General features: G+C 70.1%; 6 protein-coding genes. All 6 read right to left on the reverse strand.

Annotated features, from left to right (window positions below; genetic code table 11):
• Positions 1-5,081, reverse strand: a 5,081-nt coding sequence (locus EEJ42_RS07575) for a type I polyketide synthase (protein WP_123099203.1), incomplete at its 3' end; no start/stop codon positions are given.
• Positions 5,082-5,509: 428 nt separating this feature from the next.
• Positions 5,510-8,239, reverse strand: coding sequence for a helix-turn-helix transcriptional regulator (locus EEJ42_RS07580; RefSeq protein ID WP_148081883.1), 2,730 nt, complete (start codon positions 8,237-8,239; stop codon positions 5,510-5,512).
• A 75-nt stretch (positions 8,240-8,314) separates the two neighbouring features.
• Complete coding sequence (locus EEJ42_RS07585) at positions 8,315-8,989, reverse strand: helix-turn-helix transcriptional regulator (RefSeq protein ID WP_234365566.1); 675 nt, start codon at positions 8,987-8,989, stop codon at positions 8,315-8,317.
• Between the two features lie 546 nt (positions 8,990-9,535).
• On the reverse strand, positions 9,536-12,337 hold the full coding sequence (locus EEJ42_RS07590) for an AAA family ATPase (RefSeq protein WP_123099205.1): 2,802 nt from the start codon (positions 12,335-12,337) through the stop codon (positions 9,536-9,538).
• A 3-nt stretch (positions 12,338-12,340) separates the two neighbouring features.
• Positions 12,341-14,926: a helix-turn-helix transcriptional regulator gene (locus tag EEJ42_RS07595; RefSeq protein WP_123099206.1), complete on the reverse strand. Its 2,586-nt coding sequence runs from the start codon at positions 14,924-14,926 to the stop codon at positions 12,341-12,343.
• A 296-nt stretch (positions 14,927-15,222) separates the two neighbouring features.
• Entirely contained in the window at positions 15,223-18,057 is a 2,835-nt protein-coding gene (locus tag EEJ42_RS07600) for an ATP-binding protein (protein WP_123099207.1), read from the reverse strand.
• Between the last annotated feature and the right edge of the window lie 906 nt (positions 18,058-18,963).

Here is an 18,963-nt window from a genome sequence, read left to right on the forward strand (position 1 = left end):
GCAGCACCCTGATACCCGAGCACCGACGCGACTTGGCCCCGCACCAGATCCAGCAGCACCTCCCGCTGCTCGACCTCGCCCAGCCCGCTGAGCCGCTGCGCCAGCCCGGTAGCGGCGGCACGGCGGAAGGGCGTACGGATCAGACCGCGCAACAGCGGCGACACCTCACCACGAGCCCGCAGCGCCGACACATCCAGCCGCACCGGCAACACCACCGGCTCCCCAGCACCCACCGCCGCATCGAACAGCGCCACACCCTGCTCGACGGACAACGGCGGCAGACCCACACGCGCCATCCGCTCACGATCGACCGCACTCAACTCACCAGCCATGCCGCCAGGCTGATCCCACGGCCCCCACGCCAGCGACACACCCGGCAACCCAAGACCACGCCGATACTCCACCAACGCATCCAGGAATGCATTACCCGCCGCGTAACTCCCCTGACCAGCACTGCCCAGCGTGCCCGCCGCGGAAGAGAACACCACGAACGCAGACAAGTCCATGTCCCGCGTCAGCTCATGCAGATGCCACGCCGCATCCACCTTCGGACGCAACACCGCATCAACACGCCCCGGAGTCAACGCACCCATCAGACCGTCATCGAGCACACCGGCCGCATGCACCACAGCCGAAATCCCACGCCCGGCCAGCACCTCCGCCAGAGCATCACGATCAGCCACATCACACGCCACCACCTCAGCACGGGCACCCAGTCCGGCAAGTTCGGCAACCAAGTCCTCAGCACCCGGCGACGCCAACCCCCGCCGGGACACCAGCAGCAGATCCCGCACACCACGCTCGGCCACCAGGTGCCGCGCCACCACCGCACCCAGACCACCCGTACCACCCGTGACCAGCACCGCACCGGAGCCATCCCACACTCGCGCCACAGCGTCGGGCACACCCAAGCGCGCCAACCGCGGCACCACCAACCGCCCCTCCCGAACCGCCAACTCCGGCTCGGACTGCGCCAACGCCCGCGACAACACCGCCCCCGACACAGCACCGTCACCAAGATCCAGCAGCCCAATCCGATCCGGATGCTCCGACTGCGCCGACCGCAGCAAACCCCACACCGACGCCACCGCCAGATCACCGACAGCACCACGTGCCACCACGACCAGACGAGACCCCGCGAACCGCTCCCCCTCCAGCCACCCCTGCACCAATCCCAGGGCCTGCACCGCGGAAGCGTGGACGGAATCCACCACGCCCTCACCGCGGTCCTCCGTCCCCACGACAGCCAACACCACATCCGGCACCGGGGCCTCAGCCACAGCCAACGCGGCCAGATCCGCGCACCCCACTACCGAGATCCCCGCATCCCGCAGCCCGCCACTCAGACCGCCGTCCGGGCCGACCACCGCAACCACCGATGGCCCGGCGTCCGCCCCCTCAGCCACCGGAGCCCACTCCACCCGGAACAACGAATCCCGGCCGACCATCTGGCCATCACCGACCGCCAGCTCATCAGCAGCAAGAGGACGCGTGATCAACGACGCGACGGACGCCACAGGACGACCCACCACATCCGCGACCGCGATGGACACCGCCCCCCGCTCGCCACACGACAGCCGCGCCCGCACCGTCGTCGCCCCGGAGGCGAACAACGACACACCCTCCCAAGCGAACGGCACACCACCAGCCGCTTCTCCATCGGTCAACACCGCGGCGTGCAGCACGGCGTCCAGCAGCGCGGGATGCACCCCGAACCCACTGACCGTGGCGCCCTCGTCCAAAGCCACCTCGACGAAGAGCTCCGCGTCCAGCCGCCACACCGCCCGCAACCCCTGGAACACCGGGCCGTACTCGAAGCCGGACTCGGCCCGGTTCTCGTAAAAGCCGTCCAGCTCGACCGGCTCGGCGCCCACCGGCGGCCACACCGCGGCATCGAACCCAACGCCGGGCAGCTCGTCCGCCGCAGCAAGGACGCCCACCGCATGCTGGGCCCACGGCAGCTCGTCCGAGCCATCCGCCCGTGAGAAGACCTTCACCGACCGGCGACCGGTGTCGTCAGGGGCACCGACGAACACCTGGATCTGCACCGCGCCCCGCTCCGGCAACACCAGAGGTGCGGCAAGCGTCAGCTCCTCGACGCGGTCACACCCGACCTCGTCACCGGCGCGGATCGCCAACTCCACGAACGCCGTGCCCGGCACCAGAACGCGACCCATCACCACGTGATCGGCCAGCCACGGATGCGAGGCCAACGACAGGCGACCGGCGAACACCACACCGTCCGAGTCGGCCAACGACACCGCCGCACCCAGCAACGGATGCTCAGCCGAGACCAAGCCCGCAGCCCGCACATCGCCCGGAACAGCCACAGCCGCAGGCCAGAACCGCTGCCGCTGAAACGCGTACGTAGGCAGCGCGACTCGCTGGGCGCCCGTGCCGGCGAAGAACGCCCGCCAGTCCACGGCCACACCGGTCACGTGCAGACGAGCCAGCGCCGCGACGGCAGCCGCCGCCTCCGGACGGTCCTTACGCAGCACCGGCACCACCACGGCCTCCTCGGGCACCGACTCCCGGGCCAGCGCCGACAGCACGCCGTCCGGGCCCAGCTCCACGAAGGTCCGTACGCCCTCGGCGCACAGCGCCCGGACGCCATCGGCGAACCGTACGGTCTCCCGCACATGCCGCACCCAGTACTCCGCCGAACACAGTTCGCCGGCCGCGGCCACCGCACCCGTGAGATTCGATACCACGGGAACAGTCGGGTCGTGGAACTCCAGACCGGCCACCACAGCACGGAAGTCCTCCACCATCGGCTCCATCAGCGCCGAATGGAACGCGTGCGAGACCCGCAGCCGGTTCGATTTCCGCCCCTGCTCCGCCAGCCTTGCGGCCGTCTCGGCGACGGCGTCTTCAGCCCCGGCGAGCACCACCGACGACGGCCCGTTCACCGCCGCGACCGACACCCGGTCGGCCAGCAGTGGCACGACCTCATCCTCGGTGGCCTGCACCGCCACCATCGCCCCGCCGGAGGGCAGCTCCTGCATCAGCCGAGCCCGCGCCGCCACCAATCGGCACGCGTCCTCGAGCGACAGCACGCCCGCGACGTGGGCCGCCGCCACCTCGCCGATCGAGTGCCCGCCCACGAAGTCCGGTGTCACGCCCCACGACTCGACGAGCCGGAACAGCGCCACCTCGACCGCGAACAGCGCGGGCTGCGCAACACCGGTCCGATTCAGCGCCTCGGCGTCGTCGCCCCACATCGTCTCTCGTACGGGGCGATCGAGGTGGGTGTCCAGTTCCGCGAGTGCCGTGTCCAGAGCCTCGGCGAAGACCGGGAAGCGGGCGTACAGCTCCCGTCCCATGCCGATACGCTGCGCCCCCTGGCCACTGAACAGGAACGCCGACTTGCCGGCGCCCCGCTCCGCTCCCCACTCGGCGCCGTGGACGAGCCCGGGCGCCGACTGGTCCGTGGCCAGAGCGGTCAGCCCGGCGATGATCTCGTCGCGGTCGGATGCGACGAATGCCGCTCGGTGCGCGAACGCCGACCGGGAGGTGGCCAGGGAGAAGGCGGTGTCGAGGACGCCGTGTCCGGCGTCGGCCCCGGTTGCGACATCGCCATCCGTGGCGGCGTCGGCGCCCAAGGAGGCCAGCAGCCGTGCGGCCTGTGCCCGCAGGGCGTCGCGCGTACGTCCGGACAGCACCACTGGCACCGCGTTCGGAAGGACGGTCGGCGCCACCGCCCGTGCCGCCTCCGATTCCGACTGCGAGTCCGGTGCCTGTTCGATGATCACGTGCGCGTTGGTGCCGCTGATCCCGAATGACGAGACGGCCGCCCGACGCGGTTCTCCCGTCCCCGGCCATGCGACGTTCTCGGTGGCCAGGCGCACCGCGCCCTGGGACCAGTCCACGTGGGAGGACGGAGTGTCCACGTGCAGGGTGCGCGGTACGGTGCCGTGCCGCATCGCCATGACCATCTTGATCACACCGGCGACACCTGCGGCCGCCTGGGTGTGGCTGAGGTTCGACTTGATGGAGCCCAGCAGCAGCGGACGGTTCTCGTCACGGTTTCGGCCGTACGTCGCCAGCAGTGCCTGCGCCTCGACCGGATCGCCCAGGGTCGTGGCCGTACCGTGTGCCTCGACGGCGTCGATCTGGTCGGCCGCCAAGCGGGCGTTGATCAATGCCTGCTGGATCACCCGCTGCTGGGACGGGCCGTTGGGTGCGGTCAGGCCGTTGGAAGCGCCATCCTGGTTGACCGCGCTGCCGCGAACCAACGCCAGGACGGGGTGGCCGTTGCGCTCGGCGTCGGACAGTCGTTCCAGCACCAGTACGCCGATGCCCTCGGCCCAACCGGTGCCGTCGGCGGATTCGGCGAACGACCGGCACAGCCCATCGGGGGACAGTCCACCCTGGCGGCTGAATTCGACGAAGGTCGACGGGCTGGACATGACGGTCACACCACCGGCCAGGGCCAGCGAGCACTCTCCCGCCCGCAGTGCCTGGTCGGCCAGGTGCAAGGCGACGAGGGACGACGAACAGGCGGTGTCCACGGTCAGCGCCGGGCCGGTCAGGCCGAAGGTGTAGGCGATCCGGCCGGACAACACGCTGCCCGTGTTTCCGGTGAGCTGGAAGCCGTGTGCGCCTTCGTCCGCGCCGAGGTGGTAGTCCTGGGCCATGGCGCCCATGAACACGCCGGTCTCGCTGCCCCGGAGGGTTGTCGGGTCCACTCCGGCCTGCTCGATGGCTTCCCAGGCGGACTCCAGCAGCACGCGCTGCTGCGGGTCCATGGCGACCGCCTCGCGGGGCGAGATGCCGAAGAAGTCCGCGTCGAAATCGGTCGCATCGTAGAGGAAGCCGCCGGATGTGGTGGACGAGGAGGCGAGCGCTTCGGTGTCCCAGCCACGGTCGGTGGGAAAGGCCCCGATGCCGTGTTCGCCGTCGGCGACCAGGCGCCACAGGTCCTCCGGATTCGACACTCCGCCCGGGTAACGACAGGACATGCCGATGATCGCGATCGGCTCCTGGGCCGACGCCTCCAACTCGTGCACCCGCTGCCGGGTCTGCCGCAGGTCGGCGGTGGCCCGCTTGAGGTAGTCCCTGAGCCTCTGTTCGTTGTCCATCTCAACTCATCTCGACAGCGGCTGGCCGCAGCCGGAAACAACGACGGCAGCGGACAAGAGGTGGTCGGTGTGCGGATCCTTCCGCTCGGCGGAGCTCTCAGGGCTTCCGCACGGCGGCAGGTCGGGCGGTAGGACGACCGGGGCGCGGACGTCCGTACGGGGGCTCCCGAAGGTTCACCGGCGGGCCCGGTCCCGGCTGGACCGAGTCGCGGAACCCGGCCGCCACGATGCGGGCGGCTTGTCCAACCCTCTTGCTCCAGCTGACATGCGAGGAGTCTCGTGCGGGGGCGACGGGAAAAACCTTAGTAACTGCCGGGACCAGCACCGGCGTCGCATCCGGGGAGGGGGCGGGAGCGGCCGGCGGTGCGTGCCCCGCCGCGGAGTTCGGTGCCGGCCCGGGTCTTCGGTTGCGGGCCGGCAGCGCTGCCTCAGACGGCCATGCCGTTTCCGTTTCCCCGGCCGATGGGAGGAACTATCTCCATGAGCTGAGTGCGGCCCGCGACACCGAGCTTGCGGTACACCTTCGTCAGGTGTTTCTCCACCGCGCGCAGGCTGATCCGAAGTTCGGTGGCGATGTTCTGGTTGCTCTTCCCGGCCGCCACCAGCAAGGCGACCCGGCGCTCGCTCGGAGTGAGCGCCGCGTCGACCGCAACCGTCCGCCGGCTGTCCGGCCGATCGCCCGCGCGTTCGGTCTCGGTGGACTGTGGCAGCTGCTCGTTCCGGGGGAGGTGCTCGGCGGTGGTGGCATGGCTGGGGGCGAACAGCTGGACTCCGAGCAGCAGGTGTGCCTTGACCATTGCCACCCGGTCGGTGGAGACATCGAGGCCGTCCACCGCGCGCAGCGCCAGCTCGATGCCCTTCTCGCCTTTGGTGACGTCGGTCCAGACACGCAACGTACGGCCGACCACGCTGGGGGCGCCCCACACCACCGCCTGTTCGTACTCGCGGGCGATGAGGTCATGCGCGAGGTCCTGGCGGCCGAGCCGGTACTGCAACTGCGCGGCCCACGAGCGCCAGGGCAGCACGGCGGGATTCGCCCAGCCCATGAGTTCGTGTTCGCGCCCGGCTTCCAGTATGTGGTCCAGCGCGACGGCGGTGTCACCGGCAAGCAACGCGAGCATCCCGTCGACCACGTGGCCGAGCCAGGGGGCGAGCAGTGCGTTGTCCTGTGCGCGATACCGGGCGAGTGCGTCGCCCGCCGCGGCGGGCGGGTCCCCGCCCGCGATGACCAGCGCCAGTGCCTCGCAGCAGCGTCCCGTCACCGGGGCGAATTCGGCGTCGGCGCGTTCCAGCGTACGTGCGGCCATGAGCGCCGCGTCCGTATGCCGACCACGTCGCGCCAGGGCGAATGCCCGTTCCGCGTCGGCGATCAGCGTGTCCGGCTTCCCCCCGCCATTGGCCCGGAGGGTCGCCATGGCCATCGAGGCGAGCCAGATGTCGACTTGGTCGAACAGGTCGGCTGCGAGCATGGCCCGTACCGCCAACGGCACAGCCGTGCGCAGGTCCTCCGCGGTCGGCGGCTCGGCGAGCACCACGTGGCGGGCCAGCGCGGCCACCGCGCCGGAGTCCTTTCCGGCGAGCATACCGGCGTAGGAGAGCACGGCGGCCCGGTCCCGGGCGGGGGCGCTGCCTACGTCCCCGGGGGTACCTTCGAGCCGGAAGGCGCGGACCGTCTCCGTGAACCACCGGACGTGTCTGAGGTGCGTGACGCGCAGGCGCGCGTCGAGTGCGAGCGCGGTCTCGCGAGCCGAGCCCTCCAGCAGCGCGGGGTCACCCAGCCCGGCGGCCGCATCGGCCAGTTGGGTGGTGAGCCCGGAGGGCGGCAGCTCGCAGGCCAGCACGGGGATCCTGACGAGCTCGCGGGCTCGCCGTGCCGGTGTCGCCAGCCCCGGCAGCGCCTGCATCAGGCGCCGCAACGAACTGACGGGGTCAGAGGCCAGCTCTGCTCCGGCCAGGTCCACGAGCAGTTCGGCGCGGCCGCCGCTGCGATGGGGGGAGCCGAGCAGCGCCCGCAGCAGGTACTTCCGCGCGAGGTCGGGGTTTTTGTTCGCCAATGCCGTGCGCGCGGCCTCCCGCAGCACCTCGATCTGCCAGCCGCCGGGCGGGTCACCCGCGGCCAGCACATGCCCGGCCACCTCTTCGGGCGGCCTGCCCGCCGCGTGCAGGGTCTGCGCGGCCCTGGCATGCCAGGGCATGGCGGCCGTGTCAAGGGAGTGTGCGACGGCCTCGCCGATGGCGTCGTGAGCGAAGCGGGGCACCGGACCGGAGTCGAGCAGTCCCACCGACTTCAGCGCGCCGAGGGCGGCCGTGCCGTCCTCGGCGGTGAGTTCCGCCATGGTGAACAGCAGCCCGCTGTCGGTCCGCGGACCGACGACCGCGAGCGCTGTGGCGATCTCGCGTTCCGCACGAGGCAGTTCGGCCAGGGCGCGCACGGCCTGTGTGCCGATCGCGGCGGGGCGCAGCGCCCGTACATCGTCCGGCCGGGGAGGCCACTGGGTGCGGCGGAGCTCCTGCAGCAGGGCGGCGAGGAACAGCGGCCTGCCGCCGGACACCTCGGCGCAGGCCCGAATGAGCGCGCTCTCCGGCTCACCGAGGAACTCTCCGGCCATGGCGGACATTCCGTCCGGTGACAGTGGCCGGAGGGCCACGCGTTCCGTGGCGGCGGCGAGGAATTCCTTCAGCAGCGGCGAATGCGCCGCCGAATCGGCCGAATGCGGCGCCACGGCCACGATCACGACCGGCGCGTCGGCGAGTTTCTCACCGATCAGCGACAGCCAGCGCAGGGAGTCGGCGTCGACCCAGCGCAGGTCGTCGATGAGTAACAGCACCGGCATGGCGTCGGCCAGGCCGAGCAGTACGTCGCGCAGGCGGAGCGCCTCGCTCTCCTCCGTGGCGCCGGCCGGCGGTGCGGCACCCGGATGCAAGCCGTGGAGCGCACGCCGGGCGACGCCGAACGGGACGTCGCCTTCGGAGCGGGCGCCCTCGGCTCGCAGGACGAGTGCCTCGGATGGAGAGGTCCGCCTGGCGAGTTCGCCCAGCAGCGCCGAGCGTCCGGAGCCGAACGGGCCCGATACGGTAACGAGTTCACCCCGCCCGTCGCGGGCGCCATCGAGGCACCGCCGGATGACGGCGAGTTCCCGCGTACGTTCAAACAACACAGTCCCGTCCTGTTCGGTCAACACAGTCCGTCCTGTTCGGTTATCCGGTGCCCCCCGGCACCGCAGGCGGAGGGATCAGGAGGAGACGTATTCCGGGCGCACGCGCGGTGGCCACTGCCCCACGGCGAAGACGCCCATGGAGTAGCCCTTCGAGATCAGCGCGGGCCGGTTGGTGACCTTGAGCTTCCGCAACAGGGAGGCGACGTGGTATTCGACGCCGCCACGGCTGAGGAACAGCTTCGCCGCCAGTTGCACCGTCGACTCGCCCGCGGCCACGCCCTCGAGGATCCGGGCGTGCACCGGGCTGAACAGCTTCCGGCGGCCGGTGACCATCTGCGGGCCGGTCTCGGATTCCTGCGGTTTCACCAACACCATGATCGTGCCGACCCTGCCCGCGGTCCCGCGCACCGCGATGCCGGTCATCTCGCCCAGGAAGAGCGACTCCTCGGCACCCATCGCGACGATCTGATCGGCGAAGCGCGGATTCTGACCATCAGCCAGGCGAATAAATTCGTTCTTCATTTTGCCCTGCACACTGGGGTGCAAGAAATCGCAAATATTGCGCCCACGCACATGCCCAGAACCGCATCCGAACTGCTGGGCGAACAAGCGATTTGCCTCCAGGACGCGAAATTCTAGGTCGAGATTCGCTATACACATCCCGGACTGCTCGAACAGGGACAAGTAAATTTCGCGATACTGCTCCGAGCACCGATCCTGCGTTTCAGCGGAGATAATCTCTTTGGACACGAGGCCAGAGTCACTCACGAGATTTCGGCCATTTCTCTCAGCATGGGTCGATTATCCGGAAGCGACTTAATCCCCGTGTTCGACCCCCGTCGAGCGCTTCCCGGATAAGTAATCGTCCATACGTAAAAGAAAAAAGTCAAGCGCTTTGAGCTGATTGGAAGTTGATTTGCTTAAGACTGTGGACCCCGCACCACACGGTTCGGTACGGCACGGTTCGGTGCGACGACATCACTCCTGAGCTGCGAAGATATGACCTTGATCACCTAGGGCGGGCGAAGGTTCACACTTCAACAACAAGGTGGACCCGAGGCGTCCGCCCACATGATCGGGCATGATCCAACATGAAATCGGGCATCCACTGAGTCATCGCGTCACCAGCATCCGATATTCCCCTGCACGCACACCCAGAAACAACCGGAGGATTATGCGAGAAGTTACCTCGCACAGAAAATAACACGTGTAAACGGACAAAACGAGGTTTGCCCTCAAGCGGGCAGGTCCGGATTCAAAGTCGCGTGCCGGAGTAATGCTTCCGCCACCCAGCACTCATTGGCCGTGGCCATGAACTCCGAGTGCCGCGACAAGCGCGGAGCGTCCCTCGATACCCAGCTTGCGGTAGGAGTTGGTGAGATGCTTCTCCACCGCGCGTCTGCTGATCTCCAGTTCGGCAGCGATCTCCTGGTTGCTGCGACCACGCGCGGCGAGTTCGGCCACCGTGGCCTCACCACGGGTCAGGACGGACCTGGCGACCGGAGCCGAGGCCGGCGTGACGCCTCTGACCAACCCGCCGGCATGCTCCCCCACGCTGAATGTCTGCGCCTGCTCGGCCAGCCGGCGCCCCCGGACGAGCAACTGATCGCCCTCCGCCGGCGCGGCACTCTGCAAACGCTTCCCGAGGGTGACCAGGGTCCGAGAGAGTTCGAGCGGGCTTCCCGCATCGTGCAGCACGTCCACCGCCTGCCGCAGCAACTCGATCCCCTTCGGGCCATCGATCACGGCGCCCCGTGTGTGCAGCGCGCGGCCGAGTGCGGTCGGCGCGCCCCACGCCAGCGCGCGCCGGTGGTTCTCCTCGGCCAACTCTATTGCCTCTTCGCGCCGCCCCAGCCGGTGGTGCAGCAGCGCGGCCGAGACCTGCCACATCGACACCGCCGACCCGACCCACCCGGCCCGGTCGAGCACACGGCCACAGTCGATGAACTGCGCCAGCGCCGCGGGCAGGTCCCCACGGGCCGCCGCCAGCCTGCCCCTCAGACACCGCCGCATCATGAACATCCGCAGGTCCGTGTCCGATCCGGCGATCTCCAGTACCCGCTCGGCCAGCGTGTCGTCTTGCAGCTCGAGCGCGAGCGTACCGACCGCGATGGCCGGCACCAGCATCGTTTCCGGCTTGTCCCGGTCCGCCAGCTCCAGCCCGCGCAGCGCACATTCCCGAGCCACGACGATGTCCCCGCGGCCGAGCAGGACGAGGCCGCGCTGCGCCTCGATCAGGGCGGCGAGCGCCGGCTTGGTCTGCCGCTGGGCGTGGGCCAGCGCGGCATCGAGCCAGGACGAGGCGACATCCCCGGCATCGGCGACAAGCAGCATCCACGGCAGGATCTGCAGGGCCGCGCTCATCGGCGCGGAGTGGGTCGGTTCGTGGTCGAGGACCTGCCGGGCCATCCGTACGATGGGCCGGGTGCCGACCTGCCCGTTCAGCGTCGCGGCCCGCATCAGTACCACGCACAGTTCACGTTCGGCGCCGCTGCCCAGTGCGGCGTCACCACCGAGTTCCGCCAGCCGGTCGCCGGCCGACGCCAGCGCTTCGGGATCCTGGATGGCCGCATAGCGCGAGCGCGCCTCCAGGCGAAGGGCCAGCTCCCTGTCGTAACCGCGCAGCGCGCCGGGATCACCGAACCGGGCAGAGACCTCACGGACGAGGTCGGCGAGCCGCCGGTCGCAGCCCGCCATGTGCAGCGGAGTCCGGGACACCACCTCGGCGCGCCTGCGGTGATCCGGCATCAGGCGCGCGGCCTGTTCGATGTGCCGGACCGCCGAGGCCGGGTCGGTGTCCCATTCGACGGCGGCCAGCTCGACCAGCAGATCGGCCCGCTCGCGACCGGCCATGGGCAGATCCAGCAGCGCCCGGCGCAGGTAGCGGGCGGCCGCGTCCGGCGCGCCCCGCCTGCGCGCGGCCACCGCCGCGGCTCTGAGCTGGTCGACCTCCCAAGCGTCGCGCACCGTGTCAACGTGCAGCAGCTGCACGGCGATCTCCTCCGGCCCGGCTCCGTACTCGTCCAGCAAAGCCGCCGCGGCCCGGTGCAGGCGCGAGCTCTCCTCCGCTCCCAGCGATTCCGTGACAACCCGGGTCAGCACGGGGTCGTGCACCGCGAGCCGGCCGGATCCGCTGAGCAGCCGGGCCTTCCACAGCACCGACCGTGCGGCGGCGCACTCGTCCCGGCTCAGCCCGCTCAGCCGTACGACCAGGTCTTCGGTGGCCTGGTCCGCCAGCACCACCAGCGCCTTCGCGAAGGTGTGGACGACACGGTCGCGCCGCAGCAGGCGCAGCAGCCTCTCCCGCCGGAACGACCTGCCGAGTTCGCGTACGCGTTCCACTTCCACCGCCCTGCCGCGCAGCCGCTGCGCCTGGGCGCGGTCGAGCAGCACACGGAGCTCCTTCGGGCTGCCGCTGGTGAGGTCGTGGCAAGCGGCGGCGAACTCGCTGTCGTATCCGGCGCCGAACCGGTCCGCCATCAGCCGAGCCGTCGCCTGCTCGGAAAGCGCTTCCGCGCGCAGTCGGTAGGTCGCCGCGTCCGCGATCTCCCGGACGAGCGGGTCACGCGAGCTCCCGCCGTCCTGCAGTACCACGCCGATGAGCACCCGCGTGCCGTCCAGTCGCGCGGCCAGGAAGGCCAGCGCGCGCAGCGATGCCTCGTCCACCCAGTGCAGGTCGTCGACCGCGACAACCACCGTGCGGCCGGCGCTGAGACCGGTGAGTGCCGTGTGCAGGCCGTGCAGCACGGAGGCGAGCGTATCGGTGCCGAGCTCGTCGCCCGGGTTCCTGCCGGCCGCACCGGACACCACGCCGAGCATCGCCCGGGACGCGTCGGGGACCAGGTGGTCCCGCGCCGCGAGCAGGGGCAGCACCAGTTGACGTACGACTCCGAGCGGGAATTGACGCTCGCTTTGCGCACCGCCGCAGCGCAGCACGTGCGCGCCGGCGTCCTCGCCGAGTCGCACCAGCTCGCGCAGGAGCGCCGTCGTGCCGGCTCCGGCCTCACCGTCGATCAGCAGCAGTGCGCCCTCACCGGACTCCACCTCGAGTACGGCCTTGCGCAGGACCGTGAGTTCGGGTTCGCGCTCCAGCAGCATGACTCAGCCGCTCCGGCCCGTGGGGGCCAGGTGGGCCACCAGTTCGGCTCTGCCCTTGGCCCCGAGCTTGCGGTAGATCTTGGTCAGCCGCAGCTCCACGGTCCGCGTGGCGACCTGGAGTTCGTCGGCGATCTCGCGGTTGGCAAGCCCCCCGACGACGAGCCGCGCGACATCACGCTCGGGCTGGGACAGCCCGGCGAGTGAGGATGCCGGTACGTTCACCTGTTCCGGGACCGGGGGGCGTGGGAGTTCGACGCCGAGCTCGGCCAGCATCTCCACTGTCTGGCCGCACATCCGGCCGACGGCGTCGCCGGTGCCCCAGCGGTCCAGTACGGCATGCTCCTCCGCGCGCAGCCGGGCCGCGGTCTGCGGAGCGTCGAGCATCTGGTGGGCCACTGCGGCCGTGCAGCGCCAGGGCAGAACCATGGGATTCTTCCAACGCCGCGCGCACAACAGCCGGCCGCACTCTTCCAAGAGCACCAGGGCGCCTTCGGGTTCGCCGGTGACCAGGCCGAGCTCCGCCTTGGCATAGAGCAAGAAAGCCCAGCCGATGCCCTGGTCGGCGGTGCGAGGGAGCGGGCGGGCCGCCAGTCGCCGCGCCCGGTCCAGCCTCCCGCAGCGGATCTGGGCCATGATCTCGTTCGCCACATGCCTCGCTGCCAGCGCCGGATGCCAGGATTCCAGCGGTAGTTCCCGCGTCGCGGTGGCCAGGTCCCGAAGTCCCTCGTCGGGGCGGTGGAGGCGCAGCGCAGCGCCCGCCCGGTGGAGCAGCGCCCGCGCGGCGGTCGCCCGGGCGCCCCGTCTGCGTGCGTCGGCCACCACGGCGTCCAGACCGTCCATGCCCATGGCGACGTCGTCGGCGCACAGCAGCGCGCAGGAGGCCGCGATCCGGCACATCGACGGCACTTCGCTCGACGCGCCGAGCGCGGCCAGGCCCAGTTTCCGCGCCCGGTCGCGTTCCTCTGCCAACCTGGCCAGCTGCCAGGCGAGCGCCCCGGCCTGGGCCGGGTCGGCCGGGCGACGGGCCGGAGCGGGCAGCGGGGCGACCGGGATCTCCGGGTCCGTGCCGGCTTCCTCCCCCGCGAGCCAGCCCAGCGCGCTCAGCGGGGACAGTTCGTCCTGGGACACCGAACCGGCCGACGTTTCGTGCAGTTCCGAGATCACCCGCCGTGCCGTCTCGACGTCACCGCGGCTGAGCAGCAAGTCGGCTGCCCGGACCACGGAGGGCCACGCGTCGCTGGTCGCGTAGCGTACGAGAACGTGCCGGAGCCGTCCGTCACTGGCCTGTGGCGAGTGCACGACCTCGATCGAGGCGAGCCGTGTGAGCAGGTGCGCCCGGTCGGCGTCGTTCATCGGCTCCCGCAGTGCGCGGCGCAGCGCCGCGGCCGCAGCGTCCGTTCTGCCCCGCCGCATGCGGTACACGGACGCTTCGGCCAGGGTCTTCCCGGCCCAGGGCAGGCCGGAAGTCGGCGCGTTGCCCAGGAGATCGGCGACCGTGTCGGCCCCGGCCCCGACTTTCCGGGCCAACTCCGCCGCTCGCAGGTAGAGGTTTTCGCGCTCGGGGGCGGTCATTGCCGCACGTATCTCGGCGGCGAGACGAGCACAGGGCACCCGGGGTGCGTCGGGGTCGATCACCAGCCCCGTGCCGAGGAGGGTGTCGAGCGCGCCGTCCAGTCTGGCGGCACGCAGTCCGGCCAGGGATCCGGCGATCTCGAATTCGAAGTTGCTGCCGACGGCGGCCAGTACCCGCAGCAGGGCGAGCGCGTCGGCGGGCATGCTCACCATGGCGCGGTTGGCCCGTACGGACCACGCGGTCCAGGATGCCTCGATCAGCTGCGGAATCCGCTCGGCGTCCAGCGGCAGGTTCCGGGCGGTGAAGTAGTCCGCGACGCCGCGCAGCATGGCCGGGCGGCCGCTCGTCATTTCGGCCGCGACGGCGGCCACTTTCGCGCCGATCTCACGCCCCGTCAGCGTCTCCAGCATCTGCCGGGAGTTGGCCGCGGACAAGGAGGCCAGCGGGATCTCCCGCATCGCGGCGAAACCCGCGTCGGCCAGGCGGTAGTCCTCGCCGAGAAGACGGGAGAGCGGACCGTAGGTGGAGCCGATCAGCAGGACCGGGACGTGGTGTGCGCGGCGGGCCATCGCCGCGAACCAGCGCAGCGACCATGTGTCGGCCCATTGCACGTCGTCCACGGCGAGCAGCAGCGGACGGTCGGCGGCGAGCGCCAGGAACTCGTCGCACAGCAGCGGCACCGAGGCGGCGAAGTCGCCGTTACCCATACAGACGGTGGCCAGTTCGACCATCCGTGACGGTGGGCGGAGCCCGGCGAACAGCTGGGTCACCGCGGCGTAGGGGACCCGCGACTCGACCGGCGAGCAGCGCGCGAAGCCGACGGCAGACCCGAGAGCGCGTGCCCGGCCCACCGCCCGGTGCAGCACCGCGCTGCGTCCCACCCCGAGCGGACCGGTCACGCACGCCATGCCCGACCCGCCGGCCTCGAGCGTCCCGATCAGCTCCTCCAGCACGGTCAGGGCATCTTGGCGGCCTACGAATTCGTCCCCGGCGAGAGAAGGCGCGGGCCTCATCATGACTCGTGCCCGGGTTGTGTCACCGCGGCATGGACAGGAGCGGAGAGTGCTGCGACGTTGAACCGTGCGTGATAATTCCGCATGTACGCCTCTCGCATCACTCGCACCAGCGTTCCTTAATGAAGTCAATACACCGGAGATTACAACTGCGTTGGTGACCGTGCAGCATCGTGCGAGTAACGCTGAGCTTTCCTTGAGGTTATGACAATATCTACGCGCATGGATGGGGACTCATTCCACACAAGGACCCCGAAACGAGGGGCGCCTCATAATGCAAACCGTTATCAGAATGGCCCTTACGTCTTCCGCAGGACGCGGGCGAGGTCCTGCCTGCCCCGGATGCCGAGCTTGCGGTACACACTCGTGAGGTGGAACTCAACGGTCCGTTGAGTGAGGAACAGCGACTCGGCGATCTCCCGGTTGGTCGCCCCCGCGATGGCCTGCTCGGCGACTCGGCGCTCGCTGCCGCTCAGTGTGTCGGCGGGCGAGGCGGTGCTGCGGCGCAACCTGCCGCCCGCCTCGCTCAGCGCGGGCAGCGACTGGTTGAGCTGTAGCTGGTCCCCGCACAGCACGGCCAGGTCGATCGACCGGCGCAGCCGCTCGCGCGCGCCCTCGCCGTCGCCCCTGCGGTACAGCCTGCGGCCCAGCAGATACTCGGCCCTGGCCTGCTCCCACCTGCCGGGCGAATCCGCGAGCGTGTGGACCGCGTCGGTGAGCAGGTCGATGCCGGCGTCGCCCGCGGTCAGCACCCCACGGGCCATCCTCAACATGCCCAGGGCCCGCGTGGTGCCCCAGCGGTGCACCGATTCCTCCACCCGTTCGATGAGATCCAGTCCTTCGTGGGGGCGGCCGAGTTCGGCGAGCACGTCCGCCGCGTCGAACCACCACGGCGCCAGCACGGGGTTGCTGATGTCCCCCTCGGCCAGGCTGTCGGCGCACCGGTAGAAGTAGGTGAGGGCGCCTTCCAGGTCACCCAGTGCCGCCCGGCCCCGCGCCCGCGCCATCACGTACCAGTGGTATTCCAGAGTGAATCGGTCAAGCCGCGGCCGAGTGATGAGGTCGAGCACCTCCAGCGCCCGCGCGGGCTCCCCCCGGCGGATCAGCGCCGAGGCGAGCGCGGTCTGTGGCATCGCCACGTTCGGGGCCCAGGACTCCTGGAGCACGACGTCGAAGGACAGTTGCGCGTCGGAAAGCGCCTCACTCACGTTGCCCGCCCAATGGTAGACCTCGGCACGGGTACTCCTGCCGAGCGTGTGCGTCCACGCCTCACCGGTGCGCTGCGCGTGCTCGATCAGGGCGGTGAGCGCGTCCAGCGCGGGATCGATCTGGTCGGCGAGGTAGAGCGAGAGGCTGGCGCCCAGCACTGCCCATCCGCCCGGTGCGACATCGCCGATGCGCAGGACTTTCTCCGCTTGGGCCGCGACCTCGGTGGCGGGCCTGCCCTGGAAGGTGCCGAGCGAGGACAGCATGCCCAGCAGCTGTCGCTCCTCTGCGGTGTCCCCCTGCGGTGGTACGTAGTCGCGAAATCGCCGCCCCACTCTGTGCACGGTGGATTTCTCGTCGAGGCCGGAAATCAGATACGCGAACTCGACGAGCGTGCGCAGCGCGCGGTCCGCCGGGGTGTTTTCCGCACCGTCCTCGGCGTCGATCGCGTCGATCACCTCGTCCACCAACTCGAAGGCCTGCAGGGAGTTCTGCACTTCCAACGAGGTCAGGGCGTACTGCACCACGAGCGGTGCTCGGGTGCGCGGATCGTGTACCAGGCCCAGCGCGTGCTCCAGATACTCCAGCGCCCTGGTGGGCTCGCTCTGCCCGAGCACCCTGGCCAGCGCGGCCAGCAAGGTCACGTCGTCCGGGTCGTGCTTCAGCGCCTGCGAGAGGTAATGCGCGGCCGCGGCGGGCGCTCCCCGGTGCTCCGCGCTCTCCGCGGCCGTCAGCAGCACTCCGACCATCCAGGGCGCCGGGTCGCCGGGCAGCAGCATCAGCTGGACCGCGACCTCCTCGGCCGGGCGGCCGGAGTCGTTGAGCAGCCTGGCGGCCCGCTCGCGCAGTGCCACCCGCTCGTCCGCCGACGTGGTGTCGAGCACCGCGCTCCGGATCAGATCGTGCGCGTAGTCGAGGCCGTCGCCGAGCAGCAGATCGTTGGCGCGCAGGACCTCCACCGCCGCTCCCGCCGGGCCCGGCTGTGTCCCGGCCAATGCCGCGATCGTCTCGATGGTCTCACCGCCCAGCACCGCGATGGCCGTGGCGACCGCGTACACGTCCCTGGGGAGCCGGTCCAGCAGGGAGCGCGCGACGACATCCCATCCGAGCTCGTCGAGCAGAGCCGTCTGCTCGGCACCGGGCGAGAGCTCGTCACCGCGCAGGCGGCTGACCACCCGCTGTACCAGGAACGGATTACCACCGGTGATCTCAGCGCATTTGGCGGAGAACGCCGAGTCGAGTTCACGGTCGAAGGCTCGGTGCAGCATTTCGCCGACGGCCTCGGTGGTCAGCGGCGGCAGGTCGACGACCAGGCAGCTGAGGGGGTCGCTGATCTCGTCGAGCACCTCGGGCCGGGACCGCTCGTGGCCGGTGCGCTGGGTCATCAGCACCAAGAGCGGCAGGTCCTCCGCGCGGCGCAGCAGGAAACCCAGCCAGCGCAGGGACGCCTCGTCGCACCACTGGACGTCGTCGATCGCCAGCACCACCAAGCCGTCGGCGCTGAGCCCGGCGGTGAGCCAGTGCAGGCCGTGCATGACCGAGTACGTGTCGGTGGGACCGGTCTCGTCCGTGCGGTCGGGAAGCAGGGCGGGCAGAGCGAGCCGGGCGCTTCCGCTGAGCAGTGGCGAGCTTTCGGCTCCGTCCTCGGTGAGGCGCAACGGCTCGAACAGGCCGCGCACCGTTTCGTAGGCGGCCGAACCACTCTCCGGGCATTTGACGGTCAACACCGTCCGGGCGACGGGACTGAGCTCGTCGAGGGCGACGGAGAGGAGCTTGGTCTTGCCGATGCCCGCCGGGCCGCGCAACAGGACTGCCTGGCCCGCGCCGAGCGACGCACCGCGTGCACGCTCGACCAGCAGAGACCGTTCCCAATCGCGACCGGCCAGTTCCGTGGCCGGTTCGGACTGCGGACCACTGCGCGCGACCACCGTAACTCCTCTTGCTCCGGCGACGGCGGTTGGGCGTCCTCAAGCGGCCGAAAACACTTTGGCCGCCGCATGGATGATCAGTAGGCCGCGATCGTACCGCTTCGTGCAGGGCGCGTGGACCCGCCCACTCGATATCCCTCGTCACACGGGAGGGAGGCCTGAGGGGTGTCAATATTCCGATCATGCTGCTGAGCTGGGCGTCTCCTGTGGATGGTGAGGCATCCGGGGTGGCAGGTTGTGGTACTCGTTGAGCTGTCCCCCAAGTACCTGGTGGCGCCTGACCGGGGCAGCAGACAGAAGGGTGACCTTCGGGGCGTCGTCCGGCGCTCGTAGGCCGAGGCTGCGGGGGCTTTGCGGCGGGGTCGGGATGACGGCTGCGTCATTGCCGGGGCGAAATCCCCCGCCGGAGTCCCCTCCGACGAGGGATTTCACTATTCGACCTCAGCTCGAGAGACTTGGCGAGCAAGGGTTGGCAAGTCTCTTACCAGAATCATCAGAAAACGACCTACCTCGCTCACATTGAGAGCATGCGAAAGTGTCCGCTTCCTCCAGAAGCGATGCTTCCCTCTCGGATTTCGGAGCGATCGCCCCCCCGCGGGCCCCAATATTACGAGAGATGCGAGTAGCACGCCTCGCATCAGGCCACGCTGAACTGGGTGCCGCGTCGACCCGTAGCAGTCGAGCAAGCCCTCGACGAACTATCGAAATACCTGGACGTCTACGGCGCAGATATCGTCATCCGAGTTGCGCGTGGGTGACTGTGCGGGCGGAAGGCCAAGAGCCGAGCGTGCCCCCGGACGCGGGGTGCACCACACTCGGCGGCGCCGTACGAGCCGATCCGGGTGTCGAGGCTGACCATCGAGATCACGGCGGCGGTCTCGGCGTCACCGGTGGCGTGTCGGCGTC

It is taken from the genome of Streptomyces botrytidirepellens (assembly GCF_003721215.1).
Taxonomy (GTDB): Bacteria; Actinomycetota; Actinomycetes; order Streptomycetales; family Streptomycetaceae; genus Streptomyces; species Streptomyces himastatinicus.